Here is a 23,955-nt window from a genome sequence, read left to right on the forward strand (position 1 = left end):
AGTCATGGGGGGCCAGGACGACGATCCAGTCGGCGAGTGAAGCGAGCGTGGGCCCGATGGCGACGAGCCAGACCGACAGAGTCGACCGAATACGGCGCACGGTTTCGGTGGTCTTCGCTGATGTGACTGCCTCGACGTCGCTCGCTGAGCAACTGGACCCTGAGTCGTTTCATGACATCCTCGATCGGTACTGCTCAGCATGCGCCGCAGCCATCGAACGTCACGGTGGCCGAGTGGATAAGTACATTGGCGATGCCGTGGTCGGGGTATTCGGCCTGCCGGTTGTGCACGAGGACGATGCGCTTCGCTCCGTGCGGGCAGCCCTCGAAATACGCAGTGCAGTAGCGGCTCTCGCTGAACTGCTGATGCGCGAGCGCGGAATCGAGCTGGGTGTCGCCATCGGCGTCAATACCGGTGAAGTGTTCGCGGCGACGGGGGCGCGGCACGAACTTTTCGCCGCGGGTGACACTTTCTACGTCGCCGCACGTCTGCAGCAAACAGCCAACGGCGACGAAATTCTCATCGGTGAGCAGACATACGGATTCGTCGAGCACGCCGTGCGCGCGGTCTCCCTCGGCCACATCTCCGTAAAGGGACGACAGGCGCTGGTGAATGCATGGCGGGTCATCGAGTCCCGGCCTCCAGACGATGCCGCATTGCCGCCGTCGACACCTTTCGTCGGCCGCAGTAGCGAATTGGATGAATTGCGTGGACTACTCGCAACGGTTCGCGCGTCGGGGGCATGCCAGATCTGCACGATCAGCGGGCCGCCCGGAATCGGCAAGTCGCGGCTGATGGGCGAATTGCGCGCGGCCATGGGCTCCGACACAAAAGTCGTGCTGGGCCGGTGCGTTCCCTACGGTCAAGGTGTCACCTACCGACCGCTCGCCGACATCGTCCGCGGCCTCGGGGACGGAGACCCGCGCTCGACGCTGCTTGAACTCCTTTCCGGTGATAAGCGGGCCGACCTGGTTGCCACCCGAGTACTGGGGGCGATTGGGCAGGCCGAGGGCGCGGCGTCGACAGAAGAGACAGCGTGGGCTGTTCGGCGCCTCTTCGAGGCGCTTGCCCGCGAACGCCCACTCATCGCCATGTTCGAGGATTTGCACTGGGCCGAGCCAACCCTGCTCGACCTGCTCGAGTCCGTGGCAGCGTCTTCCAGCGGTGCGCCGATCCTGCTCCTCTGTTCGGCGCGTCCCGAATTGGTTGAGGTCCGACCACAATGGGCGTCACAGCCTGCACTTCGGCTCATCGACCTCACGCCCTTGCCCGCGGCCGCCGCAACCGAGCTCGCGGCGGTCCTCGGCGCCGAGCGGCTCCTACGGCCTTCGCTGGCAAAGATTGTCGAACGCGCGGAGGGCAACCCCCTCTTCCTCGAACAGCTCATCGCCGTACAACAAGATCAGGGCGACGTCACCTCGCTTCCACCCAGCATTCGGGCAGTACTCGCGGCCCGCATCGATGCTCTTGAACCGAGCGAACGCCTACTGCTGGAGCGTGCATCGGTCGAGGGCCGCAGTTTCCACCGCGCGGCCGTCGTCGAGCTGCTGCCCGAGCAGGAGCGCAGCGACGCGACCGCCACCCTCAGTTCACTCGTGCACCGTCAACTGATTCGGCCGGACGCCGCAGCACTGCCGGGCGACAACACGTTTCGGTTCGCCCACGCACTCGTGCGTGAGGCCGCCTACGAGGGATTGCCGAAACAACTGCGGGCTGAATTCCATCAGCAGGTGGGCAACTGGCTTGCCGTGCAGGGTGGCGAGTCCGACGAGGTTGTGGGCTTCCATCTGGAGCAGGCGCACCGCCATTGGAACGAACTCGGAGCGTCCGGCGCACGTGCACAAGCCATCGGTCGAGACGCGTCGACGCGGCTCGAATCAGCTGCCCGCGGCGCCCTCCGCCGCGGCGACTTCCCAGCCGCGAGTGCGCTACTCGAACGGGCGGCCACCTTGCTCCCGCCAGATGATCCGGCCCGTGTCGCACTGCTGACGCGCCTGGGTGCAGCGCTCTTCGAAGCCGGAAAGCTCGCAGAAGCCGAACGCGTTCTCAACGGTGCGACCGAGGCCGCACGCGCGCTTGACCGGCAGCGCCTGGAGGCAAACGCCCAGGTGGAGCTTCAGTTTGTGCGCTTGCACCGCGAGCCGAGCAGCGAGGCCGTGGTGGACGCACGGCATGCCGCGAACAACGCACTGCACGTAGTCGACGGCCACGCTGACGACTTTGGTCAGTCGCGGGCCTGGAGTCTACGAGCCGCGATCGACTGGCTCCAGGGGCATGCGGCAAGAGCCGATGACGCGTGGGACCGGGCAGCAGTTCTTGCCGGCCGAGCCGACGAACAGTGGGAGTTGTTTTCGATTCTAGGTTGGCGCGCCTTCGCGGCCCTCTACGGACCTATCCCTGTCGGAGACGCAATCGCGCTATGCGCGGCTATCCGCGAAGAGGTCCGGTCCAGCGCAGTCGCAGTCGCCTTCACGCTGCGTCCGCTTGCGGCGTTGCACGCAATGCTCGCAGACTTCGACACGGCCCGTTCACTCATTCGAGAGGGTAACCAGATCCTGGAGGACATCGGAGGTATGGGACTGCTCTCGGCGCCTGCACATGACGAGGCCACTGTTGAGATGCTCGCCGGACGTCCCGATATCGCCGAGGAGCGGCTACGCGTCGGTTACCGGACGCTTGAGGAAATGGGCGAGAGTGCACTGCTCTCAACCTCCGCGGCTATGCTCGCGCAGGCCATCTACGTACAGGGCCGCATCGACGAGGCCGAGCAGTTTTGCTCTGTCAGCGAGAGAACCGGTGCAGCCGACGATCTGTCGACGCAGGTTCTCTGGCGAAGCGTCCGAGGCAAAATTCTCTCGCGCCAAGGACACAACCATGACGGCCAAACACTCGCGCGCGAAGCCGTGCGACTCGTCGAGCAAACGGATCTCCTGTGCGACCACGGCGACGCGCTGCTCGACCTGGCCGAGGTATTGCGACTCGACCCCCGACCGACCGCGTCATCCGAACGTACTCTTGTGCTCAATGCCGTTGCCCTGTACGAAAAGAAAGGCAACCTCGTCGCCGCTGCCCGTGGGCGCGCACTGCTCATCTAGCTCGCCGAGACCTGAGAGACACCACCAAAAGGGGTTTGGCCAATGGTAAAAAGATTCGGATCTGCGAACCTTCGATCAGACGGCACTGTCGAGGTGAAAGGCCCGTTCAGCCTGGATCCGGCTGATCCGCAAAAACCCGCCCAAGTGGCGTTCTATCTCGTTCAGACAGGCCAAGACTACGCAGGCAACGAGATCAAAACGGTCGTCGAAGGAATCGGCACCTGGTCCATTGGCGACGCTGAATGGATCGGAACTTGTGATCGAGGTGCGTTGACCACAGGAAAAGCATACGGATACGGCATGGCAATCCTCGTCCAAAATGAACCTCCCGGATTCGCAACGTGGACGTGGACCTCGTCGATAGATGTAAAAGACTCTGCCGACTGAGCCAAGGCGTTGCCTGGCAACGTCATTCGCAGAGAATCACAATGGGGGCAGCTGCAACACCTGACCGGCGACAAGGACATCGGGGTTGGTCAGGACATCACCGTTGAGCGCGAAGATCTCGGCCCATCTGGTCATGTCGCCCAGTCGTTCGAGCGCGAGAGCGGAGAGCGTATCGCCGGGTGTAACGATCATGAATCTCAGCTGCTGCGCGGGCGGTGGGCCGGTGGGCAGAATCAGTTGCATGCCAGGGAAGATCACATCAAAGCGGCGGACGACGGCGCGATTTGCGGCGAAGATCTCCGGCCACCGCGACCCGTCGCCGAGTTCGGTCTCAGCAATTGCGGACAACGTCTCTCCGTCGGCGACAGTGTGGACGCGGATCTCGATTCCACCGGGGAGCACACCGGCGAACCGGAGCAGGTCGGCGAGTTCGAAGCGGTCCTGCGCCAACGAGGGTAGCGACGGCCGCCAACCGGGAGTGCGCAGCACCGAATCCTCGCTCCTGCGTACCAACCCGATCAATACCTCTGCAATGATCGTGCTGCCGACCGGCCCCAGGCACTCGCCACCGTAATGGGCGGCCTCGGCCAGAATGTAGAACCATAACGGGGTGCGGCCGATGAGCCCGGTCGAATCCAGCACGGCCGCTTGCTCGGGGCCGACGGCGCTCCTCAGTTCCGACTCGGTCAGGGTGTGGATACCGAGAAGCGACGCGACGGCCTGACCAGTCGGCATCCGTAACATGTATCCGCGCAGCAGATTCCGTGCGGCCAGGCGCGCAGCGAGGCCGGGCAGGGGATCCCCCCTGCTGTCTTGCAAGTTGAACAGCGCCAGAAAGGTTTCGCCGTTCATCGCCGAGAGTCGCGTGTCAAGTTTTCGCGCGCGACCGCCAGGGCCGACGGCATCGCCGATGATGTTCTCCCACTCGATAATCCAGTTCTCGGGGAGCGACGGCGCGTTCTCCATCTCGCCACTCAACGCGGTGAAAGTGAAAAGCCGCTCCAGGGAGGCAGATCCGCCCGGTGCGTTGCCCGCCGCGTCGAAATTGAGGTTGAAGTCATAGCTCGCCCGCACCATCGAGTGCCCGTACCGATACGCGGCGACGCTGAACTCGAGGGGCAAGAAGAATGGCTCGGCCATGACGTTGAACCACCGGTTGCCATTGGCGAGGATGTCGTCGACGATCGTGGGGTCGGCGACGCGTCGCAGATGGTCGTGGATGACAATGTGCTGGTAGTGCTGCCGCAGAGTCCGGCGAGCCTGGTCAAAGGAAAGCCCCGCATCCACCAATCCGTTGTGCGCCTTGAGGAAGGCCACCGCGAGCTGCGCGAGGATGGTGTTCTCGTCGTTGCGCGGGTCCCCAGTCAGGGCAGCACGGTCGGTGGTGGGATCCGCTGGATTGGGCGGCTGACGCGGCAAGTCATTCTCCGCCGCTTTGCCCGGCGGACGGTCGGAACCGGGCCTGTCGCCGGCGTCGGTCACCTCGCCGATCATGAGCTTTTCCGCGTCGCGGGGGTCGCGGGGTACCGGCGGCTGCCCGGCCTGGCCCCCGTACACGCTGTCAAGGTCCAAGGTGGCCGTACGGGTGTTGCGAAGGGTAGCTCGGACCGTCTCCAACGACAGCGGCAGAAGATCGTCGGAGAGCAGGTCGCCAGGACCGACTCCGAGGCGCCCGGATCGTTCTTCGAACGTGATGTCGTGATCCACGAACTGACCGAAATAGGTGTATGCGGCTGGGGTACTCGAGTTGCCTTCATCGCCGACGTCATCGGCCATCGTTGCAGCCAGCTGCCTGAGCTTCTCCGGCGTCCGATCGTCGGGCAGTAAGGAATCCGGGCCGGTTTGGAGCGTCGGGAAGAGGTAGTCGAAACTGTGCGTGCTCGTTGCCGCGACGGCAACGAACCCATCTGCAGCGATGGCCATACCGTGTGGAATTCGAGGCATCATCTGCTCCCGGTTAGGTTGATCTCGAGCTCTTCGCGTGAGTGTTTCTTGTGGATGGTGATGGCTTAGCACGGTCTGCTACTTCCATGCTCGGCATGCGCACGAAATCACCCCTACTTGAGCGCGAACGCGGAATAGTCCTGCCCGAAAAGGAAATGATGGTACGCCTTCTCGAAGTCCATCCGCTCCGAGGTGAAGGTAGCCGCACGCTCATTGCCGAATGGCGCCCATACCGCCTGATCCATGTATGCCGCGTCCAACGCGGCGTACTGGGCGGTGACCCCCGCGTCATCCAGTTGCTTCTGCAGTAGTTGGTCCATCTCGGCGTCGTTGGCCGGGATGTTCACGCGAGCAAAATTGTTGCTGTTGGCGGGGAGGATGTTCTCCCCGTTCAGCAAGGTGCGGAAGAAGTCGTCGGGATGCGGGAAATCCTGAAACCAACTGGCCATCCCGGTGTCCACGTCCGGTGTCGACTCATTGCCGATGGTGGACCAATAGACGTCACCGGCGATCACGTTGAGCTTCGCCGCGAAGCCGAGTTTGGTGAGCAGGTCGTGGTAGTACTGGGCGATGGCTTTATGAGTGGGCTCGTCGTCCGTCCACACGGTGATGTTGCGGTCGGCCGGATTGGCTTCGGCAATAAGCCCTTTGGCCTTATTCATGTCCGGACCCGGATACAGCTGATAGGCCGCATATCCGGGCATACCGGGGGGCAGGATCTGCTGCGTCGGATGCATGCGACCGCCGAAGATACGGTTCACGGCCTCGGGGTCGACGGCGTAGTTGACGGCCCGCCGGATGCGCACATCGTTGAACGGCGGCTTCTGCGTGTTCATGAAGAAGTAATAGGTGTTGATCGAATCCTCAAGCCGGAACCGATCGCCGTACCGCGATGTGACCTCCGCCAACCGGTCACCGGGCGGCGGTTGGATCATGAAGTCCGTCTTGTTCTGCTCGATGTCGGTGACCTGCGCACTTTCATTCTTGTTCTCGACAACGGTGATCGAGTCAACTCTGGCGTCAGCAACCTCCTCGGCGCCGGCCTCCTTCACCGTGTGGAAGTTCGGGTTGCGCTGCAACGTCAGAGTTCTCGGAGCATCGACCTTGGTGACCATGAACGGACCGCTCGACGGGGGCGGGGTGTTCGTCGCGTCCGCATCCAGCGCTGTGTTCGCCGGGATAGGTGCAGCGAACATCAGTCCCAGCACGTTGTTGAACGTGCCGGTGGGAGCGGTCAGTTGAATGGTGATGTCGCCGGTGTCGTCGTTGGTGGTGATACCGGTGATCCGGTGGGCTCTGCCTTCGGCGTAATCGCTGGCCCCCGCAATGGTTTCGTAGAGCACCGAACCGCCCGAATTGGTCTTGAACAGGCGCTGGATCGCGTATGTGAAATCGGACGCCTTGATGGGCGTCCCGTCCGAGTACTTCATATTCGACCGAAGTTTGAGCTTGTATGTCTTTCCATCGGGCGAGATGTCCGGCATGCGCTCCGCGAGGCCAGGCACGACGTGGGTGCCCGACTCACCGCGTTCGTGCTTGTAGGTCAGCAGAGGCGTGTACACGTTCCAGAGGACCTCCCATCCCTCAACCGTGTACGACAGCTGCGGATCCACATAGTCCGGAAACGACGTCGTGCTCACGGTGATGTCGCCGCCACCTGTTGGACGCGCGTCGGAGCTGCCTTTCTCGGTACCGCAGGCAGCAATCCCAAAGATGGTCAGCGCAAAGATGTTTGCGATCGAAAACGTACGCAATGCGTTCATGACGCTCCCGAGATGTTCGCGACTCGGCCCGACCCGATTCATGTGTAGAACACTCTGCACCATCAAGCGTCAACATGCCGCTGAAACTGACTGCGGTCACCTCACGCCGCAGACGTCACCCGGTAGACGTCGTAGACGCCTTCGACATTGCGCACCACGTTCAGCACGTGGCCCAGGTGTTTGGGATCGCCCATCTCGAAGGTGAACCGGCTGATCGCCACCCGGTCGTTGGACGTCGTCACCGACGCGGACAGGATGTTCACCTTCTCGTCGGCCAGCACCCGCGTCACATCAGAGAGCAGCCGGTGCCGGTCCAGGGCTTCGACCTGGATGGCCACCAGGAAGACCGACGACGGCGACGGCGCCCAGTGCACCTCGATGATGCGTTCGGACTGCTCCTGCAGCGAGGTGGCGTTGGTGCAGTCGGTGCGGTGCACGCTGACCCCGCCGCCGCGGGTGACGAAGCCCAGGATGTTGTCCCCCGGCACCGGGGTGCAGCACTTGGCCAGCTTGGTCAGCACGCCGACCGCACCCGGCACCGAGACGCCGACGTCGTCGCTGGTGCGCTGCCGCACCGACATGGTGGTCGGGGTGGACCGCTCGGCGATCTCGTCCTCGGCCTCGTCGTCCCCGCCGAGCTGGGCCACCAGGCGCTGCACCACGTGCCGCGCCGAGATGTGTCCTTCGCCGACCGCGGTGTAGAGCGCCGAGACGTCCGCATAGTGCAACTCACGGGCCAGCGCCGACATCGACTCGGCATTGAGCAAGCGCTGCAACGGAAGTCCGCCGCGGCGCACCTCGCGGGCAATCGCGTCCTTGCCGGCCTCCAGCGCCTCCTCGCGGCGCTCCTTGGCGAACCACTGCCGAATCTTGGCCTTGGCCCGTGGCGACACCACGAACGTCTGCCAGTCCCGGGACGGTCCCGCCGTCGTCGCCTTGGAGGTGAAAACCTCGACCTGGTCGCCGTTTTCGAGTTTGCGCTCCAGGGCCACCAGCCGGCCGTTGACGCGCGCGCCGATGCAACGGTGCCCCACCTCGGTGTGCACCGCGTAGGCGAAGTCGACCGGTGTCGACCCGGTCGGCAGCGTGACCACGTCACCCTTCGGGGTGAACACGAAGATTTCCTGCACCGCCAGGTCGTAGCGCAGCGACTCCAGGAACTCCCCGGGGTCGGCGGCTTCCCGCTGCCAGTCCAGAAGCTGACGCATCCAGGCCATCTCGTCGATCTCGGCGGTGGCAAGACCGGCCGGTAAACCGTTGCGGCCCTTGGCTTCTTTGTACCGCCAGTGCGCGGCGATGCCGAACTCGGCGGTGTCGTGCATCTCGTTGGTGCGGATCTGCACCTCCAGCGGCTTGCCTTCGGGCCCGACCACCGTGGTGTGCAGGGACTGGTAGACGCCGTAGCGCGGCTGGGCGATGTAGTCCTTGAAGCGGCCGGCCATCGGCTGCCACAGCGAGTGCACCACGCCGACTGCGGCGTAACAGTCGCGCATGTCGTCGCACAGGATGCGCACACCCACCAGGTCGTGGATGTCGTCGAAATCGCGGCCCTTGACGATCATCTTCTGATAGATCGACCAGTAGTGCTTGGGCCGGCCCTCGACCTTGGCGCTGATCTTCATCGCCGACAGCGCGGTACCGATCTCGGCGCGCACCTTGGCCAGATAGGTGTCCCGCGACGGCGCCCGGTCGGCCACCAACCGCACGATCTCCTCATAGCGCTTGGGGTGCAGGATGGCGAAGGACAGATCTTCGAGCTCCCACTTGACCGTCGCCATACCCAGTCGATGAGCAAGGGGTGCAATGACTTCCAGCGTCTCACGGGCCTTGCGGGCCTGCTTCTCCGGCGGCAGGAAGCGCATCGTGCGCATGTTGTGCAGCCGGTCGGCGACCTTGATCACCAGCACCCGGGGATCCCGGGCCATCGCGATGATCATCTTGCGGATGGTCTCGCCCTCGGCGGCGGTGCCCAGTGCGACCTTGTCCAGCTTGGTCACCCCGTCGACCAGATGGCCGACCTCGCTGCCGAAGTCGGTGGTCAGCGCTTCCAGCGAGTAACCGGTGTCCTCGACGGTGTCGTGCAGCAGCGCGGCCACCAGCGTGGTGGTGTCCATACCGAGCTCGGCCAGGATGTTGGCGACGGCCAGCGGATGGGTGATGTACGGATCGCCGGACCGGCGCAACTGGTCGGCGTGCCGCAACTCGGCCACATCGTAGGCCCGCTGCAGAACCGCCAGATCGGCCTTCGGATGGAATTCGCGGTGTACCGCGACCAACGGCTCCAGCACGGGGTTGACCAGGCTGCGCTGCGCCGTCATGCGGCGGGCCAGCCGGGCGCGGACCCGGCGCGAGGCGCTGATCTTCGAGGTGTCCAGTGCCGCGGTGTCACCCGGTTGCGGCGCAGACTGGACGACCTGGCCGGTTGTGGGTTCGTCGGGCACGATCACCTCCTCGAGTTAGAGGATATCCCCCACTCCGTTCACACCGTGGTCAGGCTGGTGACCCTCAACGGTTGCACGGCGGCACGGCCGTCCAGACCTGTCAGTTCCAGCACGACGCCCGCACCGATCACATGGGCGCCGCTGCGCTCCAGCAGACGCGCGGCGGCGGCCAGCGTGCCACCGGTGGCCAGCACGTCGTCGATGACGAGCACCCGGCGCCCCGTCATCTCGATGCCGTCGGCGGGGATCTCCAGCGTCGCCGACCCGTATTCCAGCTCATAGTGCTCGGCGTGCACCGGCGGCGGCAGTTTGCCGCCCTTGCGCACCGCCAGCACACCGGTACCGAGTTTCAGTGCGACGGCCGCCCCGAGCAGGAAGCCCCGAGCGTCGATCCCGGCGATCAGGTCGGCGCCGTCGGCCACCTCGGCCAGCGCATCGGTGACGATCGCCAGACCGCGCGCGTCGGCCAGCACCGGCGTGAGGTCCTTGAACTGCACCCCGGGTTGCGGGAAGTCGGCCACGTTGCGGGTCAGTTCGGCGATCACCGCTGCAGCGTCAGACATGCATCAACCTGCTCACCCTTCCAAGACCCAGCGGTCCATGTTCCATCCCGCACCCCATCGGGTCGGATTGGCCTGCACCGCCGTCACTCGTTTGGACGTCAGCAGCGTGCGCTGCTGACGGTACAGCGGCAGGGTCGGAATATCGCCCCACAAGATGGGCCCCGCCTCCCCCAGCAGCCTGCTCAGCTCCTTGGGGTCCGCCGTCACCGCCAGCGCATCGATGATGCCGTCGATGCGCTCGTTGGCGTAACCGGACAGGTTGTTGCCGTTGCCGAAGCGCAGGTCGTAGGCGTCCAGCGCCGACGATCCGGTGGAGCCGCTGCCGACCGCGCCACCCGTGCTGCCGATAAGGACGTCGATGTTGTTGTCCCGCAAGCTCTGCGGGCCGACCGCATCGCCGGACTCGTCGGTCACGGTGATACCGGCCGCCGCGCAGGACTGCGCGATCGCCCCGACCGTCGCGGCGATCCTGGCGTTGGGGGTCTGGTAGCCGATCCGCACCGACAACGGCTGATTGTTCAGCGCGGCGCGGGCGGCGTCCGCATTGGCGACACTGAACTGCCCTGCCTCACCGGCACTTTCGGCGGCTGACAGCGCGTCGTCGGCGGTCGGGCTGAGCCGGGCGTTGGCGATCGGGACCTCGGCGTTGCCTGCGATGGTGTCCCGCGGCGTGCACAGCGCCAGGGCGCGCCGGGCGGGCGGCGCCGCCAGCGGCCCCTGCGCGGAGAAGATCAGCTGCTCGATCCCGGCGGACGGCGTATCGGTGCGGGTGTACCCGGCGGGCAGATTCAGCGTGCCCGACGATCCGCTGGAGATGTCGACCACGTCGAACGATCCGCGGTTCACCCGGTCCTGGATGTCGGCTCCCCTGGGCCACACCGTCACCCGCTGCGCGACGGGCTTGGCGCCCCACCACTTGTCGTTCGCGGTGAGCGCCACGGCGCCGTCCTTGGTCACCGACTCGATCTTGTACGGCCCCGACGACGGGAACTTCTTCACGTCGATGTCGGGCCCGAGGTTCCACAGGGTGTTCCAGGTTGTCGCGATGCGGTCGATGGCCGGGGCGTCACCGGTCTGCAGCGCCGTGGTCACCGCGCCGTCGCCGAGCCCGAGCTCATCGGCGATCACGTGCGAGGGCATCAGGGATGTCGCCCCGAACAGCTGCCCGTAGTCGACGACGCCGCGATCTTGGGCGAACGTGACCCTGGCCTTCTTCGCACCCGGCGCGCAGTCCACCGTGGCGACATCGCGGTAGCCGGCGGTGCTGGCCGCGTCGAAACCGGGATTCCGCCCGGACTGCGCGGCCCAGGCCAGCACCATGTCGTCGCAGGTGATCGGCTTGCCGTCGGAGTACACGGCATTGGCGTTGATCTCGTAGTCCAGCACCAGCGGGGCCCGGCTGACCACCGCGACGCTGCCGTAGTCACGGTCGCCGATGATCTGACCGTCGGGCCCGCGGTAGGTGAAGCCCGTCTGCACGCGCGCGAACGCCTGGGGCCCACCCGATGCGGCGCCCGCGACGGTATTGGTGTTGTAGCTGATCAGCCGTCCGTCGACGGCATAGTCGATGACGTGGTCAGCACCGGCCGAACAGGCCGACACCACCATTGCCAGCGCGGCAACCGCCGCACCGGTCCGTGCGATCGCCCGCCCGCGCACTAGCGACGCCGCTTGCCCGACGGTCGGTTCGGCCGGGCCGGGCGCGCACCGGGAGCGGGCTTGTCCGGGGCGGGGGTACTGACGGTGTTTTCGACGGCTTCGACGGAGTCCTCGATCTCCGTTCCCGCGCCCACCTCGGTGACCGCGCCCGCCTTGGCGGCCGTGGTGCGCCGGCGTAGTACCCGCTTGGTGTGCGTGCGCACCAGGTCGGTGCGCTCGCGCATCGTCACCAACAGCGGGGTGGCGAAGTAGATCGACGAATAGGTACCGACGATGATGCCGACCAGCTGCACCAGCGCCAGGTCCTTGAGGGTGCCCACGCCGAGCAGCCAGACCGCCACCACGATGAGCGCCAGGATCGGCAACAGCGAGATGAGGCTGGTGTTGATCGACCGCATGAACGTCTGGTTCACCGCGAGGTTGGCCTGTTCGGCGAAGGTGCGCCGGGTGGTGTGCTCGAACCCGTGGGTGTTCTCCTCGACCTTGTCGAACACGATGACGGTGTCATAGATCGAGAAACCGAGAATCGTGAGCAGACCGATGACGGTGGCGGGAGTGACCTCGAAGCCGACCAGGGCGTACACCCCGGCAGTCACGATGATGTCGAAGAACATGGCCGCCAGCGCCGCGATGGCCATATATCGCTCGTAGCGCACGGTGATGTAGATCGAGACGATCACCAGGAACACCACCAGCGCGATGAGCGCCTTCTTGGTGATCTGGCCACCCCAGGTCGACGACACGGCCGAGTCACTGATGGCCTGCTTGCTGGCCTTGCCGTCGGAGCCCTTGGGCTCGAACGCGTCGAACAACGCGACGCGCAGCTTCTCGGTGTCGGCGTTGCTCAGCGTCTCGGTGCGGATCTGCGCGGTGGCCGCCGCGCCGTTGCCGACGATGACCACCGTTTCCGGGGCCTTGCCGAGGGTCTGGCTGAACACCGTCTCGACCTGTTCGGCGGTGGCCTGCGCCTTGACCCCGTCGACGGGCATGGACACCTTCGTGCCGCCCTCGAAGTCGATGCCGAAGGTGAAGCCGCGGATCAGCATCGCGCCGAGAGCCACCGCGACGATGACGCCGCTGATGATGAACCACATCTTGCGCTTGCCGATGACCTCGAAGGCACCGGTACCGGTGTAGAGCCGGACGAAGAAACTGTGGTGCGGCAGGGTGGACGACTCGGTCGCGTCGAGTGCAGGTGCCTCGACGGCGCCGGAATCCTCGATGTCGGTCGTGTCAGTGCTGTGTTTGGCGGACATCAAGTCATCCCCGTCCCGTGGTGTGCGCGGCACGCCGCTCACGAGCGATCTGCTGCACCGCGCCGAGGCCGTTGAATGCCGGCTTGGACAGCGTCGCCGATTTGGTCGTCAGGTACACCAGCGGCCACGTGACCAGGAAGACCACCAGGACGTCCAGGATGGTCGTCAGGCCCAGGGTGAAGGCGAAACCCTTCACCTGGCCGACCGCCAGCACGTAGAGCACGGCCGCGGCCAGGAACGTCACCGCGTTACCCGACAGGATGGTCTTGCGGGCACGCGCCCAACCGCGCGGGACGGCCGACCGGTAGGAGCGGCCTTCGCGGATCTCGTCCTTGATACGTTCGAAGAACACCACGAACGAGTCGGCGGTGGTACCGATACCGATGATCAGACCGGCGATACCGGCCAGGTCCAGGGTGTAGTTGATGTATCTGCCCAGTAGCACCAGTAGCGCGAAAACCATTGCGCCAGAAGCCACGAGCGAGAGTGCCGTCAGCAAGCCGAGCACACGGTAATACAACAGTGCGTACACCAGCACCAGCGCCAGACCGACGGCACCGGCGATGAGGCCCGCCCGCAGCGACGTCAGACCGAGTGTGGCGGAAACGGTTTCGGCCTCCGAGGACTCAAAGGACAGCGGAAGCGAACCGTACTTCAGCACGTTGGCAAGTTCACGACCGGAATCCTGGGTGAAGCGGCCGGTGATCTGGGTGCGGCCGCCGGGGATCGCCTCCTGGATCTCGGGGGCGCTGACCACCTGGGAGTCGAGGGTGAACGCGGTCTGGGTACCGACGTTGGCCGCGGTGAAGTCCGCCCAGATCTTCGCGCCCTCGGGCTTGAACTGCACGTCGACGACGTAGTCGCCGCGCTGCTGATCCAGACCCGAACTGGCGCTCTCGATCTGCTCGCCACTCATGATCGACTTGTCCAGCAGGTACACGGTGGTGTGGTCGGTCGAGCAGGTCACCAACGGCAGGTTCGGGTCGTCGTTACCCGCCAGCACGTCCTCGTCGTTGCAGCGGGTGGCCTGGAACTGCAGGGCCAGCAGCTGGATGCTCTGGTCGGTGCTCTGGCGTAGCTGCTTCTCGTCGGAGATGCGCTGGGCCAGATCGGCTTTGGACCCGGGCGGCGGGGGCGCGGGGGCCGGGCCACCGGGGGCCGCGGGGGCTCCGGGCGCCGGAGCACCGGGAGCGGGTGCGCCGGGGGCGGCGGGTTCGCCGGGCGGCGGGGCGGGTGTCGGCGCGGGCTCCAGCGGGTACGGCCGCGGCTGCGCGGGCGGAGCGGCGGGAGCAGGCTCGGCCGGGGCGGGTGCTTCGGGCGCACCGGTGGCGGGCTGACCCGGCGGACGGATCGGCGCTTCGGGTTCGGCGGGGGCCAACGCGGGCAGGCCACTGCCCCCAGGCATTCCGGGCGGGGCTCCGGGCATTCCCGGCGGCGCGCCCGGAGGGGCACCGGGCGCGCCCTGCGGCGGCTGTCCCGCGCCCTGCGCGGGGATCGCGTGGATGACGGGGCGGATGTAGAGCCGCGCGGTCTGCCCGAGGTTGCGCGCCTCGCTGCCGTCGCTGCCCGGCACGGTGATGACGAGGTTGTTGCCGTCGATGACCACCTCGGACCCGGACACACCGAGACCGTTCACGCGCGAGCTGATGATCTCCTGCGCCTGCATCAGCGACTCCCGCGACGGCTCGGAGCCGTCCGGGGTACGTGCGGTCAGCGTGACGCGGGTGCCGCCCTGCAGGTCGATACCCAGCTTCGGGTCGGCCTGCTTGTCGCCGGTGAGGAAGACGAGAAGGTAGACGCCGACCAGAAGGATCAGAAAAAGCGCCAGGTACCGGGCAGGATGCACCGGCGCCGAAGTCGATGCCACGGTTGTTGGGTCTCCTTGAAAAGCGATCTACACGGGGCGAGTGTTACGGGGAGGGTACGCGCTGAGCCTGAGCCCGTTGCGGTCAGTTGCCGTCCGTCTTGGGTGCCGGACGATCCGTCAGCTCCACGGCGCTGGACTGCTCGTCGGCGTATTCGAGGTCATCGCCGTCGGCGTCGTCATCGGCATAGTCATCGTCGTCGGCGGCGTCCTCGATGCGATCGCGGACCGCCAGCTTCATCCAGGTGGTGACCACGCCGGGGGCGATCTCCAGCTCGACGTTGTCGGCGGAGATGCCGGTGATGGTGCCCTGCATACCGGACGTGGTGTGGACCCGGTCCCCCACGGTCAGCGACTCGTGCAGGTCGATGGTGGCCTGCATGGCTTTCTTTTGCTTGCGCGAGGCGAAGTACATGAACGCGCCCATGATGAGGATGAGCGGTAGAAATACGACCAGATCCATGAAACAGCTGTCTTTCGTGGTTGTTGCGCGGGCATGGCTGTGCAACCTCGGTCGCGGCGCCTCGTCGGAACCCAGTGTGCCATCACCGCCTCGGGAAACCGCGACGCCCTACCCAACCGGCCGAATCGCAGCCGCAGCGCCGTCCAGGGTCGCATTCCGTTCGTCCGGCGCCTTGAATACGACGGAAATAGTGGCAAGATAGTGCCCGCGATACTCGATCCGAAGTCACATAGCTGTTCAACTTCTGTTTTCACCCGCGTGGGCAGTCGGCGGATTAGGCTCGGATCGCGTGTCATCCCCGCCGTGCACACCGAGCAGGAGTCAACCGTGACTGCCGTCGAGCAGACCCGTCATCTCGCCACCACCATCCCCGGCCCGAAGTCGTCGGCCCTGATCGAGCGCAAGAATGCCGCGGTGTCCCGCGGCGTCGGCACCACCATGCCGGTCTACACCGCGCGCGCCGCCGGCGGCATTCTCGAGGACATCGACGGCAACCGGCTCATCGACCTGGGTTCGGGTATCGCGGTCACCACCATCGGCAATGCCTCGCCGCGCGTCGTCGACGCCGTGGCCGGCCAGGCCGCGCGATTCACCCACACCTGCTTCATGGTGACGCCCTACGAGGAGTACGTGGCCGTCTGCGAGCAATTGAACCGGCTGACCCCCGTCGCCGGGGACAAGCGCTCGGCGCTGTTCAACTCCGGCTCGGAGGCCGTCGAGAACGCCGTCAAGATCGCCCGGGCCTACACGCGCAAACAGGCCGTCGTCGCGTTCGACCACGCGTATCACGGCCGCACCAACCTGACGATGGCGCTGACGGCCAAGTCCATGCCCTACAAGCACGGTTTCGGCCCGTTCGCGCCCGAGGTGTACCGCGCCCCCCTGTCCTATCCGTTCCGCGACGCCGAGTTCGGCAAGGACCTGGCCACCGACGGCGAGCTGGCCGCCAAGCGGGCCATCAGCGTGATCGACAAGCAGGTCGGCGCGGACAACCTGGCGGCCGTCATCATCGAGCCGATCCAGGGTGAGGGCGGTTTCATCGTTCCCGCCGAGGGCTTCCTGGCCACCCTGCTGGATTGGTGCCGCAAGAACAACGTCGTGTTCATCGCCGACGAGGTGCAGACGGGCTTCGCCCGCACCGGCAAGATGTTCGCCTGCGAGCACGAGGGCATCGATCCGGACCTGATCGTCACCGCCAAGGGCATCGCCGACGGCATGCCGCTGTCCGCGGTCACCGGGCGCGCCGAGATCATGGACGCTCCGCACGTCTCCGGGCTCGGTGGCACCTACGGCGGCAACCCGGTGGCCTGCGCGGCCGCCCTGGCGACCATCGAGACCATCGAAGCCGACGGTCTGGTGAACCGCGCCGCCGAGATCGAGACCCTGATGAAGGAGCGGTTGGGCCGGATCCAAGCCGACGACGACCGCATCGGCGACGTGCGGGGCCGCGGCGCGATGATCGCCGTCGAGCTGGTCAAGTCGGGCACCACCGAGCCCGACGCCGAGCTGACCAAGGCGCTGTGCGCCAGCGCCCATACCCAAGGCGTCATCGTATTGTCTTGCGGCACTTACGGGAACGTGCTGCGCTTCCTGCCCCCGCTGGCCATCTCCGATGACCTCCTGAACGAGGGCCTCGACGTGCTGGCGGAGGCGCTCAAGAAGCTCTGACATGTGACGGTGTTCACAGCCTCGCCCGTCCGTTGAGTAGCATCCGTCGAAACACTCGAGCCTGACCGACGGATGACCTATTGAGGGAATACATGACTGCGCTGCAGTCGTGGTGGCACCAGCCGGACCACTACGACTGGCTCTCGAGCTACCTCGAGGTCCGGGGGCTGCGCGGGCTGACCCGTTTCATGATGATGGCCGTCATCCTGTTGCTCTGCGCTGCACCACTTCTCATGCATCTGAGCCCGGACGGACCGGCGGCCGGGATCCCGTCGGCGCTGTCGTGGGCGGTCGCCGCGGTGAACGTCGGCCTCGCGGTGATATGGGCACGCCGGTGGCCCACCGCGGCCCAGTCCAAAGCCTTCGCGCTGATCGCCGCGCTGTGTATCGCGGCGTTCTGCATGCTCGACCAGAACCCGGCGGCCGGCATGCTCGGTTGTGCGGTGTTCGCGGCCCTGGCCGGATACGTGGCGTTCTTCCACACCAGTCCCTACCTGGTGGCGGTCTTCGTGCTGGCACTCACCACCACCGTCATCAGTGCGGCGCGGGTGGCCGCGGCGGGTGATCCGGCCGCCGCGGCGGGAAAGTTCCTGGTGGTACTGGTCAGCGTCCTGGCCGTACCGTGCTCGGTCCAGGTGGTGGTCCATCTGCTGGGCAGCGACGCGGCCGAGTCCGACATCGACGCGCTCACCGGGGTGCGCAACCGGCGAGGCTTCTACCGGGCCGCCTATGACCTGGTGCTCGGGGCGCGTGACGCCGGGACGACCATCAGCCTGGTGCTGGTCGACCTGGACGGTTTCAAGCGGATCAACGACACCCACGGCCACACCGCAGGCGACAAGCTGCTCATCGCCGTCAGCGACATCTTGCGCAGGCATGCCGACGGCGACAACATCGCGGCACGCTTCGGCGGCGAGGAGTTCGTCATCGCCGGGAACATCGCCGACGGCGTAGCGGTGGCGCTCGCCGACCGGGTGCGCCACGATGTGGCCGCGCTACCCGAGTCGATCACCGTCAGCGTCGGCGTGGCCACGGCACAGGTGGGCGGCATCACCGATGCCGAGGTGCGCGCGTTGCTCGATCGCCTGGTGGAAGCCGCCGACGGTGCCATGTACGACGCCAAGCGCGCAGGCGGGAACCAGGTGCAGTTGAGCACCCAGGCGGTCCGCCCGCGCTGACCTCAGTGCGGGACCGGCGTGCGCCGATGCCAGAACGAGCGACGGCGGCGCGGCTCGAGCACCTCGTCGGGCTCATCGATCTCCGTGGCCACCGGGCGCCGCGCATAACTTGCGTCGCGAACGCTGCGCACCGACAACCGGCCCACGGCCATCGCGGCCAGCACGGCGATGAGGGTGCCCAGCCCGGTGAAGAACGCCAACTCCAGCAGCAGCACGCCGTTCGAGTTGAGCGATGTCGTCGGGGCGCCGATATCGCCCAGCGCCAGCGTCGCGGTGAACGACCTGCCGATGACGAACCAGACGCCGGCCGCCACGCCCAGCCAACCGCCGAGCATCGCCGTCGCGCGGTTGCCCGACATCAGCAGCATCAGACCACCGAGCACCGCCACGACGCCGGGTAGCACCTCGAGCCAGCCGCGGGCTGCGGTCCAGGTCCACGCCTGGGCCGGGGTGTAGGCGAAGTCCAGGTAGGGGCCGATGAACGGCGCCAGCGCACCCCACGCACCCAGCACCACCAAGAGAAATCCGCTCGCAGCGCCCCGGCTGCGCGGGATCGCGAGCCGTCCGGTGCGGGCCGGAACCACAGTCTCGGTCATATCTCCTCCTCATTCCCGATGCGCCGGGATACCCGTTAGCCGAGTTGGTGAATCCTGGCAGTCCAGGAATAACTCTCAGCAAACCGGTGTGCGTCTGGGTAGGATCCGTGGCGACGCGCTTTCTCCATGTCGGACTCCGGGGATTGCCCGCCCCAAACCCGATCGCCGACAGACGAGCTAACAGTGAACTGGATCCGCAGGTGGTGGCGACAGCCCGACCACTACGACTGGCTGTCCGATTACCTGGACTCACAAGGCCAGCAACGCCCCATCCGGATATTTCTCGCCATGACGCTCGCGGTGCTCAGCCTGATCCCCATCCTGATGCAGCTGAGCCGCGGCGGCCCGGTCGGCGTGCTCGCCATGGTCGTCATGATCACCGCCTCCGGGTTGTGTCTGGTCATGGCGGCGATGTGGTTGATCCGATGGCCCACCCGCACCCAGTCCCGGGTGTTCGCCATCGGGTCGGCGATCTGCGTCGGTGCGGCCTGCCTGGCCGAGCCGGACCCGCAGTCCGGGCTGATCGGCTGCAGCATCTTCGCGGCCATCGCCGGTCTGGTGGCGTTCACCCACACCAGTCCGTACCTCGCGTTGATCACGACGATCGCTCTGGTGGCAGTCACCGGTTGCGCGGCGAAGATCGCCGCGCACGGTGACCTGATGGGCGGGGTGAGCAAGGCGATCATCGTGCTGGTCGGCATCATCACCGTCCCCGCCGTCGGCCAGATCATGGTGCAGATGCTGGGTACCGGCGCGGTCCAGTCCGACGTCGACGCACTGACCGGGCTGCACAACCGGCGCGGTTTCTACCGGGGGGCCGCCGACATGGTCACCCGCGCCCGGCATCACCGCGCCACCCGCGTCGGCGTGGTGCTGGCAGATCTGGACAACTTCAAGCGCATCAACGATACCGCCGGGCATGCGGCCGGGGACCGGGTGCTGATCGCCGTCGCTGCCGCGCTGCGACGGGCGGCCGGCAAAGCGGCGATCACCGCCCGGGTGGGCGGCGAGGAGTTCCTGGTCGCCGCGGCGGTGGGCGGTGGTGGACTGCGGGCCCTGGCCGAGCGGGTCCGCGCCGAGGTCGACCACCTGCCACACGGCGTGACCATCAGTGTCGGTGCAGCCTGCGCCCGATCGGCGGACGACACCGACATCCGGCTACTGCTGGAGCAGCTGATCGAGATGGCCGACACCGCCATGTACACGGCAAAGCGGGCGGGCGGAAACCGGATTCACTGCTGCGATCTGGACGCGCTGCCGGACCATCGGAGCGCTATGCCAGCGCCACCGCCAGCAGCACCACCGCGATCAGCGGGAACACGCCCTGCGTGACGGCGGCACGCGCCTTGTCCGGGGACGACAGCAGCAGGACCAGCGCCGCCGCCAACATCGAGCCGACCCCGGCGAAGATCAGCGCGGCACCGACGGCCGTGCAGCCGGACAGCAGGAACGCGATACCGATCCCCGCCATGATCGCCAGGAACAAGTTGTAGAACCCCTGGTTGAAGGCGAGCTCCTTGGTGGCCGCCGCTTCTTCCGCGGAGATACCGAAGGTCGCCCTGGTCCGGGCCGAGGTCCAGGTCAGCGATTCCATCACGAAGATGTACACGTGCAGCAGCGCGGCAAGGCCCGCGACGATCACACCGGCGGTCAGCATGCCGTCTATTCAAACAGTCCGACGCCGCCCAGTCCGGCGACCGGAGGTTGCAGGCCCAGGTGTGTCCACGCCTGCGGTGTCGCCACCCGGCCGCGCGGGGTCCGGGCGATCATGCCGGCCCGCACCAGGAACGGCTCGCAGACCTCTTCCACGGTGGTCGCTTCCTCCCCCACCGCGACGGCCAGGGTGGACACCCCGACCGGCCCGCCGCCGAAGCTGCGGGTCAGCGCCGACAACACGGCACGGTCCAGCCGGTCCAGGCCGAGCTCGTCGACGTCGTAGACCTCCAGCGCCAACTTGGCGATGTCGCGGGTGATCACCCCGTCGGCGCGCACCTCGGCGTAGTCGCGCACGCGTCGCAGCAGGCGGTTGGCGATCCGGGGTGTTCCCCGGGAGCGCCGCGCCACCTCCGAACCGGCCTCGACCCCGAGTTCGATACCCAGGATCCCAGCCGAGCGGGCCAGGACCCGCTCCAGGTCCGCGGGCTCGTAGAAATCCATGTGCGCGGTGAAGCCGAACCTGTCGCGCAGCGGCCCGGTCAGCGCTCCGGATCGGGTGGTGGCACCCACCAGGGTGAACGGCGCGACGTCGAGCGGAATCGAGGTGGCGCCAGGGCCTTTGCCGACGACGACGTCCACCCGGAAGTCCTCCATCGCGAGGTAGAGCATCTCCTCGGCGGGCCGGGCGATCCGATGGATCTCGTCGATGAACAGCACGTCACCCTCGACCAGGTTGGACAGCATCGCCGCGAGGTCGCCCGCGCGTTCCAGCGCGGGACCCGAGGTGACGCGCAGCGCCGCGCCGAGCTCGGCGGCGATGATCATCGCCAACGATGTCTTGCCCAGGCCGGGTGGACCGGACAGCAGGATGTGATCCGGTGTGCCGCCGCGGTTCTTGGCTCCCTCGAGGACGAGCTGTAGCTGTTCGCGCACCCGGTGCTGGCCGATGAACTCCTGCAGCGACTTGGGCCGCAGACTCGCGTCGACATCGCCTTCGCCGACGGTCAGTGCGGGTGAGACGTCTCGCTCGGGTTCTTCGCCGGACTCCTCGGTGAATCTGCCCATCACTTCTTACCCAGCATCGACAGCGCGGCGCGCAGCGCACTGGACGTGGTGGCCTCCGGGTCGTCGGCGAGCACCTTGTCGGTGGCCTCCTCGGCCTGCTTGGCGGCAAAACCAAGCCCGACAAGGGCTTCCACGACAGGGCCGCGAATACCGAACCCGCCGGCGGTCACCGGGCCCGCACCGGCGACCGCGCCGATCTTGTCGCGCAGCTCCAGCACCATGCGTTCGGCACCGCGCTTGCCGATGCCGGGCACCCGGATCAGCGCGTTGACATCGCCGTCGGCGAGCGCTTGGCGCAGCGCCTGGGCGTCGTAGACGGCGAGGGTGGCCAGCGCGATCTTGGGTCCGACGCCGGATACCCCCAGCAGCGTGGAGAACAGGTCCCGGGCCTCGCCGTCGACGAAGCCGTACAGCGTCATCGAGTCCTCACGCACGATCATCGCGGTGATCAACCGGGTCTCGTCGCCGCGGCGCAAGGTCGCCAGCGTGGACGGGGTGGCCATCACCTTGTAGCCGACACCGGCGGCCTCGATGACCGCGTGATCCAGCGCGATGTCGATCACCTCGCCGCGCACCGAGGCGATCATGCCCGGGCCGCCTTCAGCCGGGCCTGATAGGTGCGTTTGGCCTCGGCGGCCTTGGCCTCCGCCTCGGCCATCCGCGCGATCATCGGTGCGCGCCAGCAGTGGCAGATGGCCAGCGCGAGTGCATCCGCGGCGTCGGCAGGTGTCGGTTTCTGTTGCAGGGCAAGGATTTTGGTGACCATGGTGGTGACCTGCGCCTTATCCGCCCTGCCGTTTCCGGTCACCGCGGCCTTCACCTCACTGGGGGTGTGGAAGTGCACGTCGATATCGCGCTTGGCGGCCGCCAGGGCGATGACCCCACCGGCCTGCGCGGTGCCCATCGCGGTGTTGGCGTTCTGGTTGGCGAACACCCGCTCGATGGCGATGACGTCGGGTCGGTGGGTGTCCATCCAGTATTCGACGGCGTCACTGATGGTGAGCAGCCGCTTGTGCAGCGGGCTGTCCGCGGGGGTGCGCACCACGTCGACATCGAGGGCGATGACGTGCCTGCCCCGACCGGTCTCGATGACCGACAGGCCGCAGCGCGTCAACCCGGGATCGACTCCCATTACCCGCACGCCAATCCCTTCGCCGAACAGAACACGTGTTCGATTAGGGTAACCGGCGGGTGTGTCACCTCCGGACAGGGACACGCCCGCCATCAGATCGAGTAGTGCCCGGATCGCCAACCCTGCGCCACCCCCAGCGCGTGCTCGTCGATCCGCGCGCCGGACCGCCGCCAGCCGCGTACCAACTCGGTCTCCACCTCGTGGCCGCCGCGTTCGATGACGATGCGCCATCGCCCCCCGAGACCCTTGGTCAGCAGCCAGAACGGCCACAGCAGCAGGAACGGCGCGGCGACCAACAGGCTGAACCAATGGAGGTCGATGACATCGCTGAGATCGGGGAAAGGCCACCATCGCCGGTGCACCGACCACTGCGTCCCGTTGGGGTCCGTGACGACTGCCATGCCGACATCCTGGCAGTCTTGTTTCATGCATGTCGTCATCGCCGGTGGACACGGCAAGATCGCCCTCATCCTGGAACGCCTGCTCGCCGACCGCGGTGACACGGTGAGCGGACTGATCCGCAATCCCGACCATCGCGCCGACCTGGAAGCCGTGGGCGCCCTGGCCGTCGTGCTCGACCTGGAGCGGGCGACTGTCGAACAGGTCACCGCCGCGGTCCACGGCGCCGACGCGGTGGTGTTCGCCGCCGGTGCCGGGCCGGGCAGTGGTGCCGGACGCAAGCAGACCGTCGACCACGATGCGGCGGTGCTGCTCGCCGACGCTGCCGAAGCCGCCAGGGTGCAGCGCTACGTGATGGTGTCGGCGATCTCCGCCGATGACCGCAGCCTGGATGCCGGCTACGACGAGGTGTACCGCGCCTACATCCGGGCCAAATCCGATGCGGACGCCAATGTTTCGGCCCGCACCGCATTGCGGACGACCATCGTGCGCCCGGGTCGGCTCACCGACGAACCGGGCACCGGGACCGTGCACGTCGCCGAGTCGACAGGCCGGGGCGCGATCCCGCGCGAGGACGTGGCCGCGGTTCTGCTGGCGGTGCTGGACACGCCGGGCTCCGCGGGACGGACCTTCGAACTGGTGTCCGGCGGTACCCCGATCACCGCGGCGCTGACCGGCTAGTTGTGATGTCCAGGGACGTTGTCCGGTTAGTTGTCGGTGAGCCTGTGTGACAGGTGAAGGCCTCCGGTTGTGAAGTGGAGCTGTCTAGGAACCGCTTCACTAACCAGGAGGCCTTCGTGTCCCACGCTAACGCGGCTTTGACCCC

Annotated in this window: 20 protein-coding genes; 6 read left to right on the forward strand and 14 right to left on the reverse strand. The window is 66.7% G+C overall.

Annotated elements, in window-relative coordinates; translation table 11 throughout:
• The first annotated feature begins 56 nt into the window (after positions 1-56).
• Positions 57-3,095 carry an ATP-binding protein gene (locus AC1DY7_RS03160; protein WP_477492194.1) on the forward strand — a complete coding sequence of 1,013 codons (3,039 nt, stop codon included), beginning with the start codon at positions 57-59 and terminating at the stop codon, positions 3,093-3,095.
• 93 nt (positions 3,096-3,188) lie between these two features.
• A complete protein-coding gene (locus tag AC1DY7_RS03165; RefSeq protein WP_477492195.1) occupies positions 3,189-3,482 on the forward strand; it encodes a hypothetical protein in 294 nt (97 codons plus the stop codon).
• Between the two features lie 36 nt (positions 3,483-3,518).
• Here the strand turns inward: AC1DY7_RS03165 and AC1DY7_RS03170 are convergent, their stop codons facing one another.
• The 8 genes from AC1DY7_RS03170 to yajC all read right to left on the reverse strand — a co-directional run bounded on the left by AC1DY7_RS03170 (position 3,519) and on the right by yajC (position 15,435).
• Entirely contained in the window at positions 3,519-5,498 is a 1,980-nt protein-coding gene (locus AC1DY7_RS03170; protein ID WP_477492196.1) for a peroxidase family protein, read from the reverse strand.
• Between the two features lie 41 nt (positions 5,499-5,539).
• Complete coding sequence (locus AC1DY7_RS03175; RefSeq protein WP_477492197.1) at positions 5,540-7,066, reverse strand: ABC transporter substrate-binding protein; 1,527 nt, start codon at positions 7,064-7,066, stop codon at positions 5,540-5,542.
• A gap of 224 nt (positions 7,067-7,290) precedes the next feature.
• A complete protein-coding gene (locus AC1DY7_RS03180; RefSeq protein WP_477492198.1) occupies positions 7,291-9,630 on the reverse strand; it encodes a RelA/SpoT family protein in 2,340 nt (779 codons plus the stop codon).
• 38 nt (positions 9,631-9,668) lie between these two features.
• Complete coding sequence (locus AC1DY7_RS03185) at positions 9,669-10,193, reverse strand: adenine phosphoribosyltransferase (RefSeq protein WP_477492199.1); 525 nt, start codon at positions 10,191-10,193, stop codon at positions 9,669-9,671.
• 12 nt (positions 10,194-10,205) lie between these two features.
• A complete protein-coding gene (locus AC1DY7_RS03190; protein WP_477492228.1) occupies positions 10,206-11,801 on the reverse strand; it encodes an ABC transporter substrate-binding protein in 1,596 nt (531 codons plus the stop codon).
• Positions 11,802-11,851: 50 nt separating this feature from the next.
• A complete protein-coding gene (secF, locus tag AC1DY7_RS03195) occupies positions 11,852-13,108 on the reverse strand; it encodes a protein translocase subunit SecF (protein WP_477492200.1) in 1,257 nt (418 codons plus the stop codon).
• 4 nt (positions 13,109-13,112) lie between these two features.
• Entirely contained in the window at positions 13,113-14,975 is a 1,863-nt protein-coding gene (secD, locus tag AC1DY7_RS03200; RefSeq protein ID WP_477492201.1) for a protein translocase subunit SecD, read from the reverse strand.
• Between the two features lie 82 nt (positions 14,976-15,057).
• Positions 15,058-15,435 carry a preprotein translocase subunit YajC gene (gene yajC, locus AC1DY7_RS03205; protein ID WP_477492202.1) on the reverse strand — a complete coding sequence of 126 codons (378 nt, stop codon included), beginning with the start codon at positions 15,433-15,435 and terminating at the stop codon, positions 15,058-15,060.
• Positions 15,436-15,762: 327 nt separating this feature from the next.
• Between yajC and gabT the strand changes: the two genes are divergently transcribed.
• A complete protein-coding gene (gene gabT, locus AC1DY7_RS03210) occupies positions 15,763-17,103 on the forward strand; it encodes a 4-aminobutyrate--2-oxoglutarate transaminase (protein ID WP_477492203.1) in 1,341 nt (446 codons plus the stop codon).
• A 92-nt stretch (positions 17,104-17,195) separates the two neighbouring features.
• Positions 17,196-18,281 carry a GGDEF domain-containing protein gene (locus AC1DY7_RS03215; protein ID WP_477492204.1) on the forward strand — a complete coding sequence of 362 codons (1,086 nt, stop codon included), beginning with the start codon at positions 17,196-17,198 and terminating at the stop codon, positions 18,279-18,281.
• 2 nt (positions 18,282-18,283) lie between these two features.
• Here the strand turns inward: AC1DY7_RS03215 and AC1DY7_RS03220 are convergent, their stop codons facing one another.
• Positions 18,284-18,877: a hypothetical protein gene (locus AC1DY7_RS03220; protein WP_477492205.1), complete on the reverse strand. Its 594-nt coding sequence runs from the start codon at positions 18,875-18,877 to the stop codon at positions 18,284-18,286.
• A 183-nt stretch (positions 18,878-19,060) separates the two neighbouring features.
• Here AC1DY7_RS03220 and AC1DY7_RS03225 point away from each other — a divergent pair, with 183 nt between their 5' ends.
• Complete coding sequence (locus tag AC1DY7_RS03225) at positions 19,061-20,209, forward strand: GGDEF domain-containing protein (RefSeq protein WP_477492206.1); 1,149 nt, start codon at positions 19,061-19,063, stop codon at positions 20,207-20,209.
• On the opposite strand, the gene AC1DY7_RS03230 is transcribed toward AC1DY7_RS03225, so the two are convergent.
• From AC1DY7_RS03230 to AC1DY7_RS03250, 5 genes are all read right to left on the reverse strand, one after another.
• Positions 20,151-20,534, reverse strand: a complete 384-nt coding sequence (locus AC1DY7_RS03230) for a DUF1304 domain-containing protein (RefSeq protein WP_477492207.1) — start codon at positions 20,532-20,534, stop codon at positions 20,151-20,153. The two genes, AC1DY7_RS03225 and AC1DY7_RS03230, sit on opposite strands and share 59 nt — an antisense overlap.
• Positions 20,535-20,539: 5 nt before the next feature.
• A complete protein-coding gene (gene ruvB / locus AC1DY7_RS03235) occupies positions 20,540-21,598 on the reverse strand; it encodes a Holliday junction branch migration DNA helicase RuvB (protein WP_477492208.1) in 1,059 nt (352 codons plus the stop codon).
• Positions 21,598-22,185, reverse strand: a complete 588-nt coding sequence (gene ruvA / locus AC1DY7_RS03240) for a Holliday junction branch migration protein RuvA (RefSeq protein WP_477492209.1) — start codon at positions 22,183-22,185, stop codon at positions 21,598-21,600. Before ruvA ends, ruvB begins: the two co-directional genes overlap by 1 nt.
• On the reverse strand, positions 22,182-22,739 hold the full coding sequence (gene ruvC, locus AC1DY7_RS03245) for a crossover junction endodeoxyribonuclease RuvC (RefSeq protein ID WP_477492210.1): 558 nt from the start codon (positions 22,737-22,739) through the stop codon (positions 22,182-22,184). The genes ruvA and ruvC overlap by 4 nt, the downstream gene beginning before the upstream one ends.
• Before the next feature lie 83 nt (positions 22,740-22,822).
• Entirely contained in the window at positions 22,823-23,131 is a 309-nt protein-coding gene (locus tag AC1DY7_RS03250; protein WP_477492211.1) for a hypothetical protein, read from the reverse strand.
• Between the two features lie 25 nt (positions 23,132-23,156).
• Here AC1DY7_RS03250 and AC1DY7_RS03255 point away from each other — a divergent pair, with 25 nt between their 5' ends.
• Entirely contained in the window at positions 23,157-23,810 is a 654-nt protein-coding gene (locus AC1DY7_RS03255) for an NAD(P)H-binding protein (RefSeq protein ID WP_477492212.1), read from the forward strand.
• Positions 23,811-23,955 lie beyond the last annotated feature (145 nt).

It is taken from the genome of Mycobacterium sp. P2_H7 (assembly GCF_056403275.1).